The organism is Wolbachia endosymbiont (group A) of Norellia spinipes (genome assembly GCF_964273535.1).
Genome location: NZ_OZ187006.1, coordinates 67,491 through 88,362, shown reverse-complemented (window position 1 = coordinate 88,362; position 20,872 = coordinate 67,491). Strand labels below are relative to the sequence as shown.

Genomic DNA, 20,872 nt, shown 5'->3' with positions numbered 1-20,872 from the left:
GGAGAAAAAGCTGCTATTTTACTAATTCAACTTTCTATTATAAATAGATCTATGGTCTAAAAATGGAATATATGATGAAAAGAACTATAAATACCTCAACTGGCGAATGGGCAGAAAGTGAATTTGGAATTGTTAATTTTGGTGATATAAGATTAAGTAAAAGGTTTCTAAAAATAGTTAATAGTTTTGCTGAATCGCCTGAGCGTTCAATAAATCAAGCTTGTGAAGATTGGCATCAAAGTAAAGCAGCTTATAGATTTTTCCAAAACGATGCCATTTCTGAAAGAAAGATATTAGACAGTCATATAATTAAAACTGTTGAAAGAGCTAAAGAATACTCAACTATCTTAGCTATCCAGGACACGAGTTATATTTCATATAAAAATCATAAAAAGACCGAAGGATTAGGGATTATAGCAGCAAGATTAACATCTAAAACAACTAATTTTAAAACCCATGATGCATACAACGTTTGCAGTTACAACAGAAGATAGGATTATTGGATCAAAAAATTAGTACTAGACCTTCCTTAGCTGAAGACCTAAAGGAGTTGAAAAGAAGAAGCCATAATACTGCTCTTCCCATAGAAGAGAAAGAAAGCATACGGTGCACTTAAAGACTCTACTAAACATCCTGGATTAAAGGATGTTAAGGTAGTTACCGTTTGTGATAGAGAAGCAGATATTTATGATTTATTTGAAGTTGCTTCCACTAATCAATCTCTTTTTGTAGTAAGAGGAAATCAAAACAGAACAGTAAACAAGAAGTCGACTTATTCTGAAAAAGGTGGTGAAAGATTGTGGGATTTGATGAATCGCATGTCTTGTCAAGGAGAAATTCAAGTCTGCTCGCGATAACAAACCTCAAAGAACAACAGTTTTAGAAGTAAAGTTTAGTAACTTTGTGATGAATGCATCAAAAAACAACGCTAGACGTAAAACCCAAAAACTTCCTAATTTAAATTTAAATGCTGTCTATGTTATAGAAAAATATCCCCCATTTGGCGAAGAGCACATGAACTGGATTTTATTAACAAATATAAATATTAATAATTTTGAAGAAGCAGTAGAAAAAATACAATGGTATTGCTTAAGATGGAGAATAGAGGTTTTTCATAAAATTTTGAAATCCGGTCTTAAAGTTGAAGAATGTAGGCTCCAAACAGCAGATAGATTGATCCGCTTTCTTACAATTATGAGTATAATTGCATGGAGAATATTTTTTATCACATTGGTAGCTAGCGAATCTTTCTTGCACTGTCATACTGACTGATGACGAATGAAAGGTTTTATATACCAAAATGCTTAAGACAAAAAACTATCCTGCACCTATAAGAGAAATTGTGAGGTGGGTGGCCAAGTTAGGAGGGTTTTTAGCTCGCAAAAATGACTTAGCTATAGCTTTGTGGAAGGGATGGAAACGTCTCTTTGATTTAGCAGAAGGATGGAGACTTGCTCATGAATTCTATACTTGTGGGTAATAGTAAGCGCAAGAACCGTGCATGCAGCTTTCCCGCACACGGCTCCACAATATTAGCGTTCACGACATACCTCCTGTGTATACAAGGAAAAACATATTTTTGGTTTTGGTGGTGGATTGACTTGTGTATAATGAATAAATTGCTCCCAATTCATGCTCTTTTTCTGGCTACGTCGGTTTATCCACTTAAACGTTAGTTTCTTTACTGCCCAATTAAACTTATTGAGCCATCGATAATTTCCGCTAATCCCGAAGTAGTTATAGTGTCCTCTTAGTTTGGCTTTGAGTATTTGCCACCAGTCTTTGAGACGAATAAGATGTATGGTTCCAGAGTGTGATGGTGTGGATCTATTATAAATAATTCAGGAGACTTTGTCAACTGAGAACATATAAATTCAAAAGGCGTAAGACCCCTAAGAGCTTTGAGTCTCTTTGCATAATTGTAGGCCATAACAAAGTCATAAAGATGCTCCTTAAGTTGCTGATGCGAACGATAGTAATATTTCCTAACCGTAGCATTCTTTAAAGTTTTATTCATACGTTCAACTTGTCCATTTGTCCAAGAATGGCTAACTTTTGTCAGACGATGTTCAATGTTATTTTCTTCACAAACTCTATCAAATATGTGTTGGAAGGCGTATTTATGGCGCTTCTGATTTGTAAATTGTATGCCATTATCTGTCAAAATAGTGTGGATTTTATACGGTAAAATTCTAATCAGATTACCTAAAAACTCAGCAGCTATGGGTTTTGTAGCACTTTTGTGCAACTCAACGTAGGTGAATTTGATCTATTGCAATAAACAAATACAGCTTTCCTTCTTCTGTTCTAACTTCCGCGATATCAATATGGAAATAGCCTATAGGATATTGTTTGAATTTCTTTCTTGATTTAACTTCACCATCGACATCTGGTAGTCTGCTAATGTTGTGCCTTTGTAAACAACGATGTAAGCTGGAGCGACTCAAATGTGGGATTGAGGTTTGCAAAGCGTAGAGACAGTCATCTAATGGCAATAGAGTATGCTTACGAAATGCAACAATTATAGCCTCCTCTTCTAAAGTTAAAACAGTTGATCTTGGATGCTTTGGACCCATACCAGCATCTTTGGTAAATGAGCGTTTTCTCCACTTAATAATAGTTTTTGGTTTAAGGTTATAACACTTGGAGAGTTTTGCTATGCTCTCTTTACTATTTTGTATTGCTCTACGAATTGTCTCTGTTGTTCTGGCACACCCATGTAATACTTGTCCCATAATTCCTCCCTTTGATGATATTTTTTTCTCACATTTTATCATACCATCACACTCTGGAACTGTACAACTACTCTCGTAATGTCATTGTCTCTACGTGATATAGCATCTGTAAGTATTGTATGATTTTCTTCCCGACCATCTGAATGTTTTGTGGTCATTTCTTCATTCAGAACTTCCTTTAATAGCTTTTGTTTTTTGGCTTCTTCCAAAAGATCTTTTACAGCTTGATTATTCTTATGACTTATAGCATAATGTAGTAGTGACAACGTCTTGTATCTTGTCAAAAGCATCTAATGTTTTAAGCTTAAGCATTAGGTGGAGAAGGGAGGAACTCTGTGCTTCTTCTTAGATATAAAATCTGTAGAGGAGATAAGAATTCCCTTCTCAAAAGTATAGGCTGGAAGGTATCGTAGAAAGACCTGAATGGTTCTAATTCTGTATTCACAAGACTAGCCTTACTTTTCATTTTTAATGGTAACGTATGGGGTTATATATGATCAACAACTTTTTGGGCATAGATATATCAAAAGATCGCTTTGATGTTTTTCTCTCATTTATAAGCAAAAAAGGAAAGCGTGAAACTAGAAAAAGAAGCTTTAAGAACGATGGTTTCAAAGTCTACTGAATTTTCTACACAAACATAATGTAGAAAAAGTAAAAACCTGCATGGAATCTACTGGTTGTTATAGCGAAGCACTGGCTGAATTTCTACACAATGCTGGACATTTTGTAAGTGTTGTAAATCCTTATTGCATAAAATCTTATGCAAGGAGTAAGCTGATACGACAAAAGAATGATCAGACCGATGCAGAAGTTATTGCTGATTATTGCCAAAGACAGGAACCTTCTAGTTGGACACCACCTTCTCCTGAAATGAAAAAATTAAAACATCTTTATCGTTGCTCAGTTGCGTTAAAAGATGAGTTAACATTAGTAAATAACCACTTAGAAAAAAAAGAGAGACTGCCTAAAGAAGTTGCAAATGCTTGGGAAGACCTTGCAATGAATATAGCTCAAAAAATAGAAACAATAAAAAACTCCGTACGTGAACTATTAAATCAACACAAAGAATTGTTGGAAAATTTTCAACTTCTATTGACTATTCCAGGCATAGGAGAAGAATCAGCAATAGCTATTTTAGCTGAAGTTTCTGATATAGAGGTTTTTAGAGATGCCAGGCAATTGGCAGCATATACAGGAGTTATACCACGAAATATGACGTCAGGTTCCTCTGTATATGCCAAACCCAGATTAAGTAAATCCGGTTCACAAACATTACGTAAGGCACTTTTCTTTCCTGCCATAGTAGCTAAGAATCACAATCCTATCATTATGAGCTTTTGCCAAAGATTAAAGGAAAAGGGTAAGCATAATATGGCCATCGTTGGTGCTGCAATGCGTAAGCTACTCCATATCATTTTCGGTATTCTGACATCCAAAAGTGCTTTTGATCCTAACCATATCAAAAACTACAGGGCTAGGAGGTTGACTGAAGGTTTAGTACTTTAAAATCAAAAATGCTTCCTATCTATCTTATGTAAAGTGGTATCTTACACAAATTTATTGAATGTTGTTGGTTAGTGGATATGTTGATAAGTAAACTTCATCTGTTTTGTGCGTATAAAACTAATTTACTTATCAACATATCCACTAACTATAATCTGTGTACTGTTACACAATTGGAAGTATTTTTTGATTTTATGATGCAACTTGGGAAATTTTTATAATTTTTTTGTTGACTAACAAGACGGTATCTCCTGTCATCCCAGTGCTTGACACTGGGATCCAGGAATTTTAATTGTAAGTAATGCATTGGGTTTGGTGAGTATGGGTTTTGCGTTATAAAATGAAGCACTTTTGGTGAATTTGTAAAGAAAACTGGATCCCAGTGTCTGGGCACTGGGATGACATCCTCCTAGTAGAGATCGCTTTTGTAATTGCAACATTCGTGCAATCTTTAGCTATAAATATTTAAGAAATTTACCAAACGAAAAAAAAGGCAAAAGAAGCCCCATGGTGGTTGGCTATTCACTATGTACTAAAATATCGGCGTTTTTTTTATTCTAAAACGCTTGATTAAGAGCGATTTAGCTGCTTTTAACTTGCAACTAACCTACACCGCAAGTGTTTAAGAAATTTACCAAGCAGGAAAAAAGGCAAAGAAACCCCAGGGTAGCTAGTATTCAAATTCTCCCTTGTCTATTTGACGTTTTTTGCTGTCTTAAACGCTTTATAAGCGCGTTTCGGCTTGTATAGGTAGAAACCTAAAGTTTTATAAAGACATGAGGTGCACATAGTGCAAAAAATTAAGCATGATTTACGCCAAATACATTAAGTTTTTTTGTCATTAATCCACTGTAGAGATTGCGAAGATAAATAAATAGCTTCAGTGTTATGATAAGGGGGCTGGCGGAGTTTGTCAAGTAAGTTTTTCGTTTCTATGTTGTCAGCTACTTGCATGACACCTCTGGGCACTGCCGTCATAAAGGAACCAGTGTTAGCTACTTGGATGACAACCATTGTATTTGAGGCAAAATTGACTATCACTTCTTTTTATAGAGCTTGCTCCAAATTCTATTGTTAGTTAATACAAAAAACACTGTTAAAATTATAAAATACGCCACTACTTTTAATCCAAGTTTATGCCGGCGCTCTAATTCTGGCTCTGCTGCCCATTGTAAAAAATTTATCACATCATACGCCATATTTTCAACTGTGGCTTGTCTTGCACCATCATATTCCACCATTCCTTCAGAAAGTGGTGGCGCCATAGCTAACCTGCCTGTTGAAAAGTAAGGGTTGAAGTATAAATCATTTTCATCGTGCTCGCCGTTTTGATAGCCTGTTAACAGTGAATAGACATAATTTGCACCATCATGCCTTGCTTTAATAATTAACGATAAGTCTGGTGGAACTGCACCATTATTGCTTGCTTCAGCTGCTTCTTTTGTATCAAAAGGTGCAATAAAATAATCCGAAGGTACTCCAGGTCTATCGAACATTTCACCCAAATCGTTCGGACCATCTTTAACTTGATAAGAAGCTGCAATCTGTTTTATATCTTCTTCAGAAAAACCAACATCTTGCAAATTACGAAATGCTATCCTATTCATTGAATGACAAGCAGCACAGACTTCTTTATACACTTTATAGCCTCGTTGAATTGACTCTCTATCGAAAGATCCGGTAATTCCATCAAATTTCCAGTCCATTTTTTTATTTGGTGATGGCTTGAATTCTTCTGCATACACAAAATTAGCAAAAAACAATATGCAAAGTATAGCTAACATACTTCTCATCAGCATTACTTCATCTCCGGCACAGAATCACTTAAGGTTTTTGGTGGTTCTTTTGGCTTTTCATATTTACTAAGCAGTGGTAAAATTATTACAAAATATGCAAAATAATAAAGAGTGGATAGCCTACTCATAGTGATGTAAGGCTCTTTCACCTCTTGTCCTCCAAGCCAGGCAAGAAGTGCAAAATTTATTGCGAAAACCCAAAAAAATTTTTTGAACACTGGGCGATAAGCACCACTTTTAACTTTTGATTTATCAAGCCAAGGTAACAAAAACCAAACTAAAATAGACGCAAACATGGTAAGCACACCAGTAAGTTTATCTGGAATTGAACGTAGCATTGCATAAAAAGGTAAAAAGTACCACTCTGGCACTATATGTACCGGAGTGACCATAGAATCAGCTTCTATATAATTGTCTGGATGTCCAAGATAATTAGGAGCATAGAAAACAAATGCAAACAAAACTACAAAAAACAGACCAAAAGTTATGCAATCCTTGACTATATAATAAGGATAGAGAGGAATGGTATCCTTATCTGATTTTACCTCCACTCCACTTGGGTTACCAGAGCCAAACCTATGCAGAGCTATCACATGAAGCATAGCTAAAGCAATAATAATGAAAGGCAGAAGATAATGCAGAGCAAAAAAACGGTTAAGTGTTGGATTATCAACGGAAAAACCACCCCATAACCATATAACTATTTTATTGCCAATTAAAGGTATAGCTGAAAATAAGTTGGTTATGACTGTTGCACCCCAGAAACTCATTTGTCCCCAAGGCAATACATATCCCATAAAGGCAGTTGCCATCATTGCAAAAAATATAAATATACCAACAAACCACACCATCTCTCGTGGCCTCTTGTAAGATCCGTAATATAATCCACGCATTATATGAACATAGACTACCATAAAGAAAAGCGATGCTCCAACAGCGTGAGTGTAGCGTATTAACCACCCGTAATTCACATCTCGCATTATGCGCTCTACACTATTAAACGCATAATCAACATGCGGAGTGTAGTGCATAGCAAGAAATATACCTGTTATTATTTGTAAAATTAGCGCTATACCAGCCAAAGAGCCAAAGTTCCAAGCATAATTTAAGTTTTTTGGCACTTGGTAAGAAGCAGTGTGTTTCAAAAAAGAAAATATAGGCAATCTATATTCTATCCACCCTAATATGCCTTTTTCTTCTTCTATCGTTGTTTTTTTTTTCTGCATAACTTAAAGCTTTCTCTACCTTTAACTCGTTTTATTGTAGCAACTTATCCTTTACACACAAATAAAAAGTTTAAAGCGATATTAATTACTACCTCTTCAGCAACCTATCACGTGCCGCATTTAATTTCTGTGCAAAATACTCTGAGCCTCCTTTATCTGGATGAACTAATTTCATTAAATTTTGATATGCTTTATTAATTTCATTTTGACTTGCCTCAGGATTCAGCCCCAGTATCTTTAATGCCTCATCTTTGGACATGTTATCACCAGTGTAATTTTCAGTATAACTTCTACTGCTATTAAATTCGTTCAAAAACTTACTCAATATAGAGTTCATCATGAAACTTATGTTATTTTTTTTTGTCAGGAAAAGAAAAAATACAACAACGCTAGGCAAAACAAATGTAACTACTATGAATACTAAAAAAAGAAAAAAGATGAATGACATGTATATTTTTTTATTATTTTATGATTAAATAGTAACAATTATAATTGTCATGGTAAATAACATGTTCATCCAGATTGAAGAAACACCAAATCCAAACACACTGAAATTTCTCCCTGGATTTGCAATTCTAAACGAAGGAGAAACGGCTGATTTTTCAAATGCAGATGAAATAAAAAACTCCAAGCTAGCAGCAAATCTTTTTCAAATAGAACATGTGGTAAGAGTGTTTTTTGGTCATGATTTTATTTCAGTAACAAAATTGGGTGGAATTAATTGGGATACATTAAAAGTAGAAATTTTAACTACAATCATGGATCACTTTACTTCAGGTGGAAGAGCACTAGATAAAGAAGGAGTAAATGATAATAATATACCGGATGAAGAATTTTTTGATAAAAATGATATAGAAATTGTAAATAGAATAAAAGAATTGATGGAAAGTTATATCAAACCTGCAGTTGCTCAAGATGGTGGCGATATCAAATTTCGTGGCTATAAAGACGGGATAGTCTATGTTGAGTTACAAGGAGCTTGCTCTGGATGCCCAAGTGCTGCAATTACTTTAAAGCAAGGAGTGCAGAATATGCTGAGCTACCACATACCAGAGGTTGCAGGTATAGAGACCACACTATGACTAATCAAACGGTTAGAGGAACAAAAGATCTCCTGTTTGATGAATGGTACAAGTTTAAACACATAGAGCAAACAACAAGCAGAATCTCAAGTCTATATGGCTTTTTGCCTGCTCAAACTCCGATATTTGAATATACGGAAGTTTTCACAAAGACTTTAGGTGATAGCTCAGACATCATCACTAAAGAGATGTACACCTTTAATGATAAAGGGGGAAAGAGCATAACTTTACGTCCTGAGTTCACTGCAGCGGTTGTTAGGCTATTAATTGAAAAAAAACTGCAAACGCCGATAAAATTATTTTCAACAGGGCCTGCATTTCGTTACGAAAGACCGCAAAAGGGAAGACAGAGGCAATTTCATCAGATAAATTTTGAGGTTTTTGGTGTAGAAGATTCAAAAGCCGATGTTGAATTGATATCACTCGCTCAGCACTTACTAACTGAATTTAGCATCAATAAAAATGTAAAGCTGGAAATCAACTCTTTAGGTGATAGTGAAACAATAACTAAGTATAGAGAAGCTTTGATCTTATACTTTACAAAGTATCAAAACGATCTATCAGAAGATAGCAAAAATAGGTTGATCAAAAATCCACTCAGAATACTGGATTCTAAGGATGAGAAAGATAGATTAATAATTTCTGATGCGCCTAAAATCAGTGATCACTATACAAAAGAATCTTCATATTTCTTTGACCAGGTGTTAAATGGACTGCAAGCTCTTGGCATACCTTACACTGTAAATAGCAAATTAGTTCGAGGTCTAGACTATTATTGTCACACAGTATTTGAATTTGTCACAGAAGATTTAGGTGCACAAGGGGCAGTTTTTGCCGGTGGAAGATACGATAATTTAGTATCTTCAGTAGGTGGAAAACACACTCCAGCGATAGGATTTGCAGGAGGTATTGAACGCATAATGGAGTTAATCAATTATTCTCCGAAAGAAGAGCGACCTATTTACCTAATTCCGATCGGCAGAGAGGCTGATGAACATGCTCTAACACTTGCGAATGAATTGCGCAGAAATGGTTTATATGTAGTCTACGAATATAGCGGAGCACTTAAAAACCGAATGAAAAAAGCAAATCAAGCAAATGCTAAAGCTGCTTTAATCTTTGGCGATGAAGAATTGAGTAGTAAAACTTTAAAGATCAAAAACATGGATACAGGTGAAGAAAAAATAATTGCTCGCGATAACACAATAGAAAACATCAATTAAGAGCAATGCAAATGTTTTTCTTAGTCAGCTATAGAAGAAAATTCGTCTGCACAAGAATTTTTCATAGCATTCAATGTATCATAATCTGTAAAATCTAATTTTACTGGTGTGATAGTAATAAATCCTTCTTTTATTTTATTTACACTACCACTGCCTGAGTGCTCTCGAGACCAATTTAAGCTAAAAAAGCCATTCGAATTTTCAGTAAAAGTTAAATCCCCATCAATGTTATATTCACCTTGTTCAGCAAATTCTACTCCTTTTACTTTTTCCGTAGCAGGAAAATTTACACTCATCACTATGTTTTTAGGCCAACCAACCTTAACTAGCTTGGCAATAACCTTTGGTGCAAAAACCTTTGTATTGTGCCAGTCTATTTTATCATGATAAACTTGGCTCAGCGCAATAGAAGGTATAGACCTTGCAGCACCTTCCATTACAGCACCAATTGTTCCTGAATAACAAATATCGTCCCCGACATTTGATCCAATATTTACTCCGGACAATATTAAGTCTGGTTTTTTATTCATAACTTTATTTAGCGCAATAATGACACAATCTGCAGGAGTACCAGACACACTAAATTCCCTTTCACTATGTTGGTTTATTCCAATAGATTGTTTCACTGGATAATCAAGAGATCTTGCAGCCCCGCTTCTATCAGTATCTGGTGCCACTATCCATATTTCTGACGCAAAATTCTGTGCAATCTCTTTGAGTAATTTTATTCCTTCACTTCCAAAGCCATCATCGTTTGTTATCAATATTATCATATACAATACTCAGCTATACAGTTCCAAATTATGTAAATCACTGGCTGTAAATAAACTCATGAGGCTTTAAGTTTCTTTGCATAACTATGAACTGTAACAAAGAACCTGCTGTAAATCAATAGATTTCTTGCACAGGCTATAACTGTCATTACAATAGAAACGAAAAAACCTACTTGACAAACTCCGCCAGCCCCCTTATCATGGTACTGAAGGTATTCAGTTATCTTCATCTGTGCAGATTAAACAGCAAGAAAACAACGTAGTTGGCGTCTTATTTTTAATTTTTTGCACTATGTGCACTTTATGTCTTCACAATATTTCTAGGTTTTTACCTATATAAGCTGAAACGCGCTTATAAGTCGTTTAAGACAGTATAGTACGCCAATTTGCAGGATTAGAGAGTGAACACTAATTACCACGGGGTTTCTTTTGCCTTTTTTTTGTTTGGTAAATTTCTTAAATATTTATGGCTAAACGACAACCGTCATCCCGCTACGTGTTAGCGGGATCTCTTGTTAGCGGCTGAGATACCGCGAATGAATCGCGGTATGACGGTTAAGTAGGGTGTCATTCCAGTCTGGGCACTGGGATGACAAGAAAGAGGCTACTCGGATGACACCCTGACACCCGTCATCCCGCCACGTGTTAGCGGGATCTATGCTAAGAGATACCGCGAATGAATCGCGGTATGACGGTCTGCGGCGATATGACGGTTCGCGGTGGCATGACGATAACTTCGTCACCCCGCTACGTGTTAGCGGGATCTATGCTAAGAGATACCGCGAATGAATCGCGGTATGACGGTCTGCGGCGATATGACGGTTCGCGGTGGCATGACGATAACTTCGTCATCCCGCCACGTGTTAGCGGGATCTAGAGATACCGCGGCGGTATGACGGTGTAAATAGTAATTCGTCATCCCGCTGCTTGTTAGCGGGATCTCTTGTTAGCGGCTGAGATACCGTGAATGAATCGCGGTATGACATGTTGCTTGGATCAGCTATAGTATTTCTTAAAATTAATAATAAATTTCTTGGCTAGCAAGAAGCTGTAAATTTTTTTGCGAGACCTAAGCCGCTTTTGATATAGCTAAAGGTTTACTGACAATCGTCTCATTCCACTACCTGCTGACTTACTTTCTGCTTAGCATATCCATCAAATCAGATTCTTTGAGTTTACTATGGTCAACTTTACTGAACTTATTTACCACAGAGCTCATTTGATTATACTGCTTAATCAGAAGATTAACTTCAGTTACACTTGTTCCGGACCCCTTAGAAATTCTAAGTCTTCTTTTGCCATTTAAAATATCTGGATTTTGCCTTTCTTTTTCGGTCATTGAGTTTATGATGGCTATATATTTTTTCACTTTATTGTCATCTGGCACACTGCTACTTAGCTTTTTTGTGAATGAACTAGGGATGAATTTCATTATGTTGCTAATGCCATCCATTTTACTCAGAGTTTTTAACATTCCCACTAGGTCGTTTAGGTCGAATTTACCCTTTTTTACTTTCTTTTGTAACTTATCAATTTCTTCCTGACCAACAATCTCAGCAGCTTTTTCAACCAATGAGACAACATCACCCATGCTAAGTATCCTTTTTGCAATTCTATCGGGATAAAAATCATCGAGGTCACTTAATTTTTCACCACAAGCAATAAATTTAATTGGACAATCGGTGATCATTTTCATAGAAAGAGCAGCACCACCACGTGCATCACCATCAACGCGGGTGAGAATAATGCCGGTTACACCTATTACCTCATTGAATGATTTGGCAATGTTGACCGCATCCTGGCCTATCATTGCGTCGGCTACTAAAATAACTTCTGCAGGTGAAGCTATTTCCTTTACGGCTTTTAACTCATTCATCATATTATTGTCAATATGAAGCCTGCCTGCGGTGTCTAGTATTAATACATCATAATTATCGTTCTTTGCTGCTGCCAGTGCCCTTTTTGTAATTGCAATAGGCCCCTCATTTATTACTGTAGGTAAAGTTTGTACGTCTATCTGTTTACCCAGCACCTCAAGTTGTTTTTGGGCAGCCGGCCTATAAATGTCTAAAGAGGCAAGCATCACTTTTTTCTTTTGCTTTTTTAGCTTTAAAGCAAGCTTTCCTGAGGTAGTTGTTTTACCTGAACCTTGTAAGCCCACCATCATAATCACAGCAGGGGGTTTAACTGCTAGATTTAAGTCACTTTTCTCTGATCCGAGAACTGCAACTAAATTATCCTGCACAATTTTAATTATCATTTGTGCTGGAGAAACACTTTTTATGACTTTTTCCCCAATCACTTTATCTTTAATGTCGTTGATGAATTTTTTTGCAACTTCAAGTGAAACGTCAGCTTCAATTAAGGCTATGCGTATTTCACGCATGGCAAGATTAAAATCATCTTCAGAAATGATCGACTTTCCTCTTAGTTTACTAAATACAGAATTTAAACTTTCAGTTAACGATTTAAACATAATAGCGTTAGTAGAATACTCATTAAAAAGAGAGAAGAAGCTGAAACAAAACTCACTGAGTTATAACCCAGCACTTCTTTAAGTTTAGTAATATTATTAAAGTATAAACTAGTAAGTGAATTAGTCAAGTTTTGCACTACGCTGGCAAATATTTCTCTAGTTTTATAGACTAACTGATTGAACAGCAAGACAATATAGGGTATGAAAGCTCTAAAAGTCCAATCAACATCCATTTTAAAATTTATTCTCGGGTAAAATAACTTGCGTAAAGGAATAAACAATAAAGTGGTACATAATAACAAATTAAATTGCGACAAAATATTTTTTGTGTTGTACACAAAATCGAAAATCGAAGATTTATTGTAAATAGGTAAGTAAGGATTGCCAGTGATTACGCATATAAATGCTAAAATGATCATAGTCATTTTGCTCCCCCTCTCTGCTAAAGGTTTTGACTTACTTTTTGCAATAAATAAGTAATAAAGAAACTTTAGCCCCACGCTTAAATGAAGCAGCAAATTTAGAACCTTATATAAATTTTTATACCCTTTTAAGGCAACAGTGTTCATTTCAATTTCAGCTGTGATATATGATTTACTGATAAATCCAGCGGTTCCAGGAAATGCAGCCATTGTAAGTATTGCGATTATAGCACACATGCCTTCCACTGACATCAGTTTACCTACTCCATTAAAACTAATTGTTTTTGTTCGTGAAATAATCGAATTGCTGACCACAAACAATAATGATTGATAAACAAGAGAGAAGATTATATGCAGTATCAAAATTGGTATTGCCTTTTCCGAAGGGCTGAGTAAACCTCCTGCAATAATCAGCAAGCCCATTTGTCCTATAATATTATAGCATAAAAATCTACGAATATTTTGCTCAAGAGAAGCAAATATAATGCTGTAAATTGCAGTGATGGCGCCTACAAGCGCTAATATTTCAGTACAATCTTGCCATAGGTTATAAGTGTGTAAAAGCATCACTAAAAAAGAGACTTTAGTGGTAAATAAAGAGAGATATGTAGTGCCATGTAGCGATGCAGCAGGATATGCATCAACAACCCAAAACGAAAAAGGGAAACAAGCGCAGTTTATCAATAAACCTAAAATTATCAGGTTAGTACTTTGCAGTGCCAATCCTGCTGTTAATATAACTCCAACGAAAAAGTGTACACAAGCGTACCTTATTGCAGGTCCACTATCTCTACAGCCAGCTGCGATAGTAAAAAATGCACTGACGGTCATTAATTCACAGAATATTATAACCAATATCATATGTTCAGATAAAACTGCATAAAGTGAACTAATAGTGTAAGCAGCAAAAGATAGCATCTCTGAAAAAGTCAAATTTTGTGCTGGTAGAACAGCTAAAAATGCAACTGATAAAAAAGATATTAGTATGATACGAAAAGATAAATCAAAATCTAGAATTGGGAGAGACCAATTTACTGCAATGCTCAAATTTTCAGGTAATTTTAGGACTATAACTATTAATATAGTCAGTAGGAGTAACAGTGACGATTTACAAAGTTGCACAATAATTTAAACCAATATGGTTTATGCTATCTCAATATATGAATAAAATCAATTTGCATATTAACCACTAATTAAACTAATTATCATATAATTATATCAGAGTTTAGAGGGTTATAGAGAAACCGGTCAGATTAGGTTTTTAATCTAATCTGACCGATAGCTTTAATAGTGAGGTAAGCTTTAATATAGCATTCTTAATTCACAATGCTACACTCGTGCATAATTTATTTTTAATTTGTGCACGAGCGTTAGTAAATTATTTACTTTTTGAAATAAAATTTGGCATCACTTTAATATCCAGACTTAGTAAACCTCAGTTGGGCTTCCAGTTGGACCCATAAGAATTACTTGTTCACCTTCTTTAAAACATTTACATAAATTAGTGGAACCGCCAGTTTCAAGCACAATAGTGGAAATAATTCCTTTTTTTTTGTCTACTTCAGTGCCGGTTACGGCTATACCTTCCATAGCAAGGTTTGTATTATTGGCTTTTCTGCTATTGGTTTCAAAATTTTGCAACCTAAAGAATTGTCCAGGTTTAAAATTCTTTGCCGCAAGTGGTGCTTTGATCACTATTTCCACAACTTTGTCTGTTAAATATTGAACTTTTATAACCTTTGCAGTGAATTGCTCTTTGATTTTATTGAAAAATTCTTTGTTAGCCAGATCTTCAACGCTTGACCACGCATTTTTTTTCTGGATCTCAGTGTCAGCTACTTGGATGACATCTTTTTTGGTGAAAGTTACTCTTACATTACAACATTCATACAATTGTGCATATGACTCCGAGATTCTAGCTGGAGTGACAGAAACGAAGCTATTAACTCTATTCAAAAGCTGGGAAATAATAGGGTAGCCGTTCTTAGCACTTGCCATAGCTTTCACGACGCTGCCGCTATACGAAGGATGAAGATCACCAAAAAAGCTAATTGTTTTATTGCCTTGCTTATATACTAATATTCTGTCTTTATTCTGCATCTTAGGAGAAAATATTGGATCTATTTCTTTTCCTGATGAATTCAAATGAGTAAAATACCCATTGCTTAATTTAAAATGCTTTTTATCTTCTGTTGCAATAACTGTATTTGGCTCAGTACCTGCTGCTATAAAAATAGAACGTGCTTTCATGCATTTGATTTCGCCGGATTTTGTGTCTATTAGTTTTATTGATTCAGCATGATTATATTTATCCGTCACAACTTCAACTGGCTCTAAGTTTTCAATAAAGTAAATCCCTTCTGACAGTGCATTTTGCACCTCTTCGCTATTTAATCGATAACTTGGCGAATCTTTTAGCTCTTTTCTATATACAACTTTCACTCCCCCCAAACTCTGCATTAACTCTAATATTTTTATTTCTCTACTCTCTTTTTTTGCTAACTTTTGCTTTTCTCGGATCAATTGTGCGTGCGATATAAACTCATTCGCAATTTCGCGCTCTTCCTCTGTCCAATCTTTTTCAACATAGTCTTTTCCATATTTACCAACCAATACCTCGTAACGAAGAAGAAATTTTTCTACTTGAATTGGATAATACGCTAAAGCTTCAGTAGCAGTGTCAATTGCAGTAAGCCCAGCCCCTATTACAACTATCGGCATACGAACTTGCAGATTTGCTATAGAATCAAATTTAAGAGCGCCAGTCAGTTGTAACGACATAAGAAAGTCAGATGCCATACGCACTCCACGAGCTAGCATATTCTTTATTTTTATCATTCGAGGCTTACCTGAGCCAAGTGCCAAGGCGATGTGATCAAAACCTAGATTGAAGCTATCTTTCACGGTAATTGTGCCACCAAAACGAATGCCGCCATAAATTGCAAAATTTTCACGTCTTCCTAGTAATAACCTGATAATTTTTAAGTAATTTTTATCCCACCTAGAAGTAATGCCATATTCTGCCACTCCACCAAACCCACCTGCCGTGCGTTCACTCAATTTTTCGTGTTCAAAATCTTTAATTAGCTGGAAATTATCGATTAAAGGTTCAATCTTTAGTCCATCAATGGCGATAACGTTATGCCCATCATTCAACAAATGATGAGCTAAATTAAAACCAGCAGGACCAAGGCCTACAACTAGAACGTTTTTTCCGGTGTTTTCTCTTGGCAATGAACGCTGAAAATTTAAAGGATTCCAACGGCTGAGCAGAGAATATATTTCAAATCCGTACGGTAAACTAAGCACATCATCCAAAATCCTTGTTTCAATCATTGGCACATTCACGGGTTCTTGTTTCTGATATATGCACGAGTTCATGCAGTCATTGCATATTCTGTGCCCAGTAGCCGCACATAATGGGTTATCTATCATCACAATTGCAAGGCTTGCTATGCTGTAACCTTCGCTTTTCACCAGATTCATTTCTGATATTTTCTGTTCTAGTGGACAGCCATGCAGCTCAACTTTTAGTGGGGACTGTTTAAAAGTATTGTCGTTATTAATTAGCCCCTTTGAGCAGCTGTCCTTATTTTGCTTATGACAGAATATGCAGTAGTGAGCGTTATCTAATGCTTTGTTCAAACTCACCTTTTTGCTTGTTAGATCAAAACCATATCGTCTTTTTACTTCATTTGAATACAGCACTTCAACTTTGTCTACTTCTTTTTTAGAAAATGGTATGAGATTTTCATGGTCAATTTTCCTATGGATACTAAAGAGTATACTCCGTTTATTTTTTACTCTCCACACTGCATATTGTGCCGCAAGTTCTATTTCTTCTTTGTGATTTTCTTTATCTTCAAACCAATGCATCACCTGCTCGGCAAAATTTTTTTCTGTTGTTGGCAAAGTGAGAAAATGACTTAGTTTGTTAGTAATATCTATATTCGCCACATTAATGTATTTCTTCAATGCGTAGCGTTGGACAAATAACCTTTTGCATTTATATATCACAGCAAAGTCATTGTGTTTTTTCTTTAGCTCTTCTATTTCTTTTTCAATGTTGAAAAGTTTTGCAATAAACTCGTCAAATAAATATGAGAGGTCTATTATTAACTGGCTATCACCAATCTGATTTTTCCTTGCTTCAATTAATGAACAAAACAAGCTTTCATCACATGATTTAATATAATTCAAAAATGTCTCATCCAATTTTATTAATCCACTGCGAGTATATAAATTTGAAAATGAGATATTAAGCTGCATTATACAGTATGCACACTGTCTTTTGTATATTACGTATTTTGTAGCATAGCTAAAATCGTTGCTTCTGCAACCTTTTCTTCACCAACACACGCAATACACTCAAATTTACATGCACTTAAACGTGCGTTTTTAACATTAGCTTGCAGAATCAGTGTGTCCCCTGGAGTGACTGGCTTTCTGAATTTTGCATTTTCAATAGACATAAAGTAAATAGCTTTGTTTTCTATTGTACCTTGACTTTCTTTACAAAGAACACATATAGCAGATGCTTGAGCTAGCGATTCAATTATCAAGACTCCTGGCATTATTGGATGACCAGGGAAATGACCAATAAAAAATGGCTCATTAAAAGTCACATTTTTGATTGCTTTTATACTTTTACCAGGATCACACTCTATAACCCTATCTACTAAGAGAAACGGATAAGAATGTGGTAGTATTTTTATAATATCACTGATATTAAATTGCATAAGCCTACTCAATGCCTTTTAAAGCAAATTCAGGTATTTCCTTGTTTATATTGTTTAATACCATATCCGATAAATCAACTTCATCCATAGAGTATAAAACTTGTTTCTTTTTTGAAATAAATAGTACTAAATCTATGTTGTTTTTTTCTGCCGTTTTTTTAGCAACTTCTTTTATCTTGTTAAAAACACTCTCTACTGCATCTCTATAACTTTCTTCTAAATACAACATTTTTTCAGCGTAAGCATCTCTAGCATTTACAGTATGCTTATTAAACTGTTCTGTCTTTTCCTTTTTTGCTTCTTCTGACAAAAGTTCAAATTCTTCTTTTGATGGCTTAAGTTTTTCTAACTCACTTTCAAATTCTTGTTGTAATCTAGAATTCTGCTCCTTTATTTGTTGTTGTATGTTTCGCAGAGCAAGAGATTCATTGATAACTTTATCACTATCAATAATGGCAGCCTTTGTGTTCTGAGGTTGATATCCTGCAAACTTATACCCCACAAATAAGGAAATAATTAAGGCAATAACTGATATAAATAACTGTATATATTTCATTCAAATCCCCGCTTCAATAGAAAATTTAACATTTGGTGATGGTATTATATCATAAGATTCCTTTACTAAAGGAAACCCAAAATCTAATCTAAGTCTACCAAAAGGAGAAGGCATTGAAAAGCCAAAACCTGGTGACACTCTTATAAGCTTACTATCATTATATGGATCTTTATATTTCTCATTTTTATCATCTAAGCCAAAAAGTGTTGCATAGTCAACAAATAATGAGCCTTTTATACCAGCATAGTCATATAGTTTTGGTAGTGGAAAATCTACTTGCTGTGTTAAATTAAAATAAGTTTTGCCTCCCAATGAGCTTTTATTTTTGTCTTCTGCTCTTGGTCCAATGCCGGAAAGGTCAAACCCTCTAATCTCATTACCCCCTTTAAAAAAGTGCTGGCCAATGTTTAGATCTTCATCGGTATAAGAAAAAATATGACCTGCTGCCATCTTAAAGCGTAGTATTATGCTATCGTCAATTTTACTTAATATAGGATGCGTGTAAAAAGACAAGAACTCAGATTTTAGGAAGTTTACATTCCCTCCCAATCCTGAAATATCCTGACTTAAGCGCAGTAAATACCCTTCTTTTGGAGTATAGAGGTTATCCAGTTTATTATACGCTAATGTGTATCCTACTGATGAAATCTGATGTTCACCTTCTTGCCCCTTTATTATATCAGAGATGTCATTGTCTTTTCCATCCTTATTATCCATATGTATACGGTTATACTTGTAAGAGTAGCGAATGGAATTAGTTAAGTTTTCTATAACTTTGTATGATAATTTTGTTGAAAATCCCATGTCACAACTGTCGAAGCTAGTGTGTGGTTTATCTTGTTTTTCATAAAATACGCCCACACCTAGTGATGTATCAGAATCGTTAAAATTATTTTCAACAACCTCTACATTAGTAGAAAGTGAATATTGATTTTTCTCAAGAGCAAAAGAGAGCTCTTTACCACTACCAAATAAATTACGATCTGTGAAATCAGTTTTTACAAATGCTCCACCAGGAAAGGACATACCTCCTGCTAAAGATAATGAAGCAGTTCTTTTTTCTTTAACATTTAAGTCAAGATTTACTGCATTGTCATTAACTGCGTAACTATTTACTTTCACTGTTTCAAAAAAATCACTACTAATTAGTTTTTTACGTGATTTTTGAATCTCAGATATATTGTATGCATCACCTTCTGCTACACTTAGCTTACTTCTGATCACTTTATCTAAAATGCGATCGTTACCATCAATTGTAATTTGATTTATATAAATCTTTTTACCCGGCAGCACTCTGTAGGTCACATCTACAACATTGTCACGTTGTGCATACTCTGGATTAACTTTTGCAAATATATATCCTTTCTCATTTAAATACTTGTTTATTTTTTCTACTGTATTATTAATTTTAACTCTATTAAATATCTTATCGTTTTCCTCTGTTATAAAGTCCAATATTTCTTCTTTTAGGCTTAAATCCTGAATTTCAGTTTCAATATTAACCTCATTATTTCCAAACAAATATTGCTGTCCTTCGTCAATCAAAAAAGTCAATTCTATCTGATTGTTATTATCAATCTCAACAATCGGTTGAATATTATTTTGAATATATCCCTTAGACGAATAAAAACGATCGAGCAATTCTGTGTTAATCAATAAATATTGTGGTAAATAACGAGTTCCGCCCTTAAACATGGCTCTAAATAACTTACTAAATATGTCATTACTATGCACTTTAATAGCTTGCTCTAGCTCGTTTTCAGAAAAGTTTTTGTTACCTATAAATCTTATATCCTTAATTTTAGAGGTTTTACCTTCTTTTATTTTAAAAATTAGATTGACCCTATTACTATCAAGCTTATTCAGCTCATATGCAACGTTAACACCAACCTTACCGTTATTTCTATAAGTAGTGATTAAATTCATTAAATCGTTTTGCAATTTTGTTTCAGTGAAAATAGTTAGCGATTTTGATTGAATTACATTATTTAGCAGCTCTTTGCTGTTAAATAATTTATTACCCTTTAATATTATCTTGTTAATTAGTGGATTTTCTTGAATTTTTACTACTAAATTTTTTTTATCATCGATATAAGCGTTAACACTAGCAAACAACTTTGTTTTATATAAACCTTTTATAATCGAATCTATATCATCGTCGTCTACATAGCTACCAGGTTCTAACTTTATATAAAACCCTATTGTTTGATTGCTTACTCGCTCATTGCCAATGCATTTGATATCTTTTATCTGTACTTTTTCCTTATTTTCTAAAGCAACAAGTAGAGCGGGAAAGGAGATAAAAATTACTATTAGTATGTAAAATAGCTTTTTCATA

General features: G+C 34.8%; 15 protein-coding genes and 3 pseudogenes. 4 read left to right on the top strand and 14 right to left on the bottom strand.

Annotation, left to right across the window (positions count from 1 at the left end; all coding sequences use genetic code 11):
* The first annotated feature begins 71 nt into the window (after nucleotides 1-71).
* Nucleotides 72-1,480 (top strand): annotated as a pseudogene (locus ACFZP3_RS00445) (IS4 family transposase).
* A gap of 270 nt (nucleotides 1,481-1,750) precedes the next feature.
* Here the strand turns inward: ACFZP3_RS00445 and ACFZP3_RS00440 are convergent.
* Nucleotides 1,751-2,735 (bottom strand): annotated as a pseudogene (locus tag ACFZP3_RS00440) (IS481 family transposase).
* Between the two features lie 38 nt (nucleotides 2,736-2,773).
* On the bottom strand, nucleotides 2,774-3,019 hold the full coding sequence (locus ACFZP3_RS00435; RefSeq protein ID WP_253309706.1) for a hypothetical protein: 246 nt from the start codon (nucleotides 3,017-3,019) through the stop codon (nucleotides 2,774-2,776).
* A gap of 209 nt (nucleotides 3,020-3,228) precedes the next feature.
* On the opposite strand from ACFZP3_RS00435, the pseudogene ACFZP3_RS00430 reads away from it, so the two are divergent.
* Nucleotides 3,229-4,244: pseudogene (locus tag ACFZP3_RS00430) on the top strand (IS110 family transposase).
* Between the two features lie 251 nt (nucleotides 4,245-4,495).
* On the opposite strand, the gene ACFZP3_RS00425 reads toward ACFZP3_RS00430, so the two are convergent.
* From ACFZP3_RS00425 to ACFZP3_RS00410, 4 genes are all read right to left on the bottom strand, one after another.
* Entirely contained in the window at nucleotides 4,496-4,681 is a 186-nt protein-coding gene (locus ACFZP3_RS00425; RefSeq protein WP_265017479.1) for a hypothetical protein, read from the bottom strand.
* Between the two features lie 597 nt (nucleotides 4,682-5,278).
* Nucleotides 5,279-6,034 carry a cytochrome c1 gene (locus ACFZP3_RS00420; protein WP_386086546.1) on the bottom strand — a complete coding sequence of 252 codons (756 nt, stop codon included), beginning with the start codon at nucleotides 6,032-6,034 and terminating at the stop codon, nucleotides 5,279-5,281.
* 5 nt (nucleotides 6,035-6,039) lie between these two features.
* Nucleotides 6,040-7,263: a cytochrome b gene (locus ACFZP3_RS00415; RefSeq protein WP_265016691.1), complete on the bottom strand. Its 1,224-nt coding sequence runs from the start codon at nucleotides 7,261-7,263 to the stop codon at nucleotides 6,040-6,042.
* Between the two features lie 88 nt (nucleotides 7,264-7,351).
* Entirely contained in the window at nucleotides 7,352-7,576 is a 225-nt protein-coding gene (locus tag ACFZP3_RS00410) for a DnaJ domain-containing protein (RefSeq protein ID WP_265015797.1), read from the bottom strand.
* A gap of 196 nt (nucleotides 7,577-7,772) precedes the next feature.
* On the opposite strand from ACFZP3_RS00410, the gene ACFZP3_RS00405 reads away from it, so the two are divergent.
* Together ACFZP3_RS00405 and hisS are read left to right on the top strand one after the other, a co-directional pair.
* On the top strand, nucleotides 7,773-8,345 hold the full coding sequence (locus ACFZP3_RS00405) for a NifU family protein (protein ID WP_253309984.1): 573 nt from the start codon (nucleotides 7,773-7,775) through the stop codon (nucleotides 8,343-8,345).
* A complete protein-coding gene (hisS, locus tag ACFZP3_RS00400) occupies nucleotides 8,342-9,568 on the top strand; it encodes a histidine--tRNA ligase (protein WP_253309703.1) in 1,227 nt (408 codons plus the stop codon). The genes ACFZP3_RS00405 and hisS overlap by 4 nt, the downstream gene beginning before the upstream one ends.
* Nucleotides 9,569-9,588: 20 nt before the next feature.
* Here the strand turns inward: hisS and surE are convergent, their stop codons facing one another.
* The 8 genes from surE to bamA form a co-directional block, all read right to left on the bottom strand.
* On the bottom strand, nucleotides 9,589-10,341 hold the full coding sequence (gene surE / locus ACFZP3_RS00395) for a 5'/3'-nucleotidase SurE (protein WP_386086543.1): 753 nt from the start codon (nucleotides 10,339-10,341) through the stop codon (nucleotides 9,589-9,591).
* A 56-nt stretch (nucleotides 10,342-10,397) separates the two neighbouring features.
* Nucleotides 10,398-10,571 carry a hypothetical protein gene (locus ACFZP3_RS00390; protein ID WP_353270894.1) on the bottom strand — a complete coding sequence of 58 codons (174 nt, stop codon included), beginning with the start codon at nucleotides 10,569-10,571 and terminating at the stop codon, nucleotides 10,398-10,400.
* Nucleotides 10,572-11,473: 902 nt separating this feature from the next.
* Nucleotides 11,474-12,817, bottom strand: coding sequence for a signal recognition particle protein (gene ffh, locus ACFZP3_RS00385; protein WP_386086540.1), 1,344 nt, complete (start codon nucleotides 12,815-12,817; stop codon nucleotides 11,474-11,476).
* Nucleotides 12,802-14,361, bottom strand: coding sequence for a proton-conducting transporter membrane subunit (locus tag ACFZP3_RS00380; protein ID WP_386086538.1), 1,560 nt, complete (start codon nucleotides 14,359-14,361; stop codon nucleotides 12,802-12,804). Before ACFZP3_RS00380 ends, ffh begins: the two co-directional genes overlap by 16 nt.
* A gap of 303 nt (nucleotides 14,362-14,664) precedes the next feature.
* On the bottom strand, nucleotides 14,665-17,508 hold the full coding sequence (locus tag ACFZP3_RS00375; protein WP_386086536.1) for an FAD-dependent oxidoreductase: 2,844 nt from the start codon (nucleotides 17,506-17,508) through the stop codon (nucleotides 14,665-14,667).
* A 29-nt stretch (nucleotides 17,509-17,537) separates the two neighbouring features.
* A complete protein-coding gene (fabZ, locus tag ACFZP3_RS00370; protein ID WP_386086534.1) occupies nucleotides 17,538-17,978 on the bottom strand; it encodes a 3-hydroxyacyl-ACP dehydratase FabZ in 441 nt (146 codons plus the stop codon).
* Between the two features lie 4 nt (nucleotides 17,979-17,982).
* Nucleotides 17,983-18,534, bottom strand: a complete 552-nt coding sequence (locus ACFZP3_RS00365) for an OmpH family outer membrane protein (protein ID WP_253309600.1) — start codon at nucleotides 18,532-18,534, stop codon at nucleotides 17,983-17,985.
* Nucleotides 18,535-20,871 carry an outer membrane protein assembly factor BamA gene (gene bamA, locus ACFZP3_RS00360; protein ID WP_386086532.1) on the bottom strand — a complete coding sequence of 779 codons (2,337 nt, stop codon included), beginning with the start codon at nucleotides 20,869-20,871 and terminating at the stop codon, nucleotides 18,535-18,537. It abuts the gene before it with no gap.
* Between the last annotated feature and the right edge of the window lies 1 nt (nucleotide 20,872).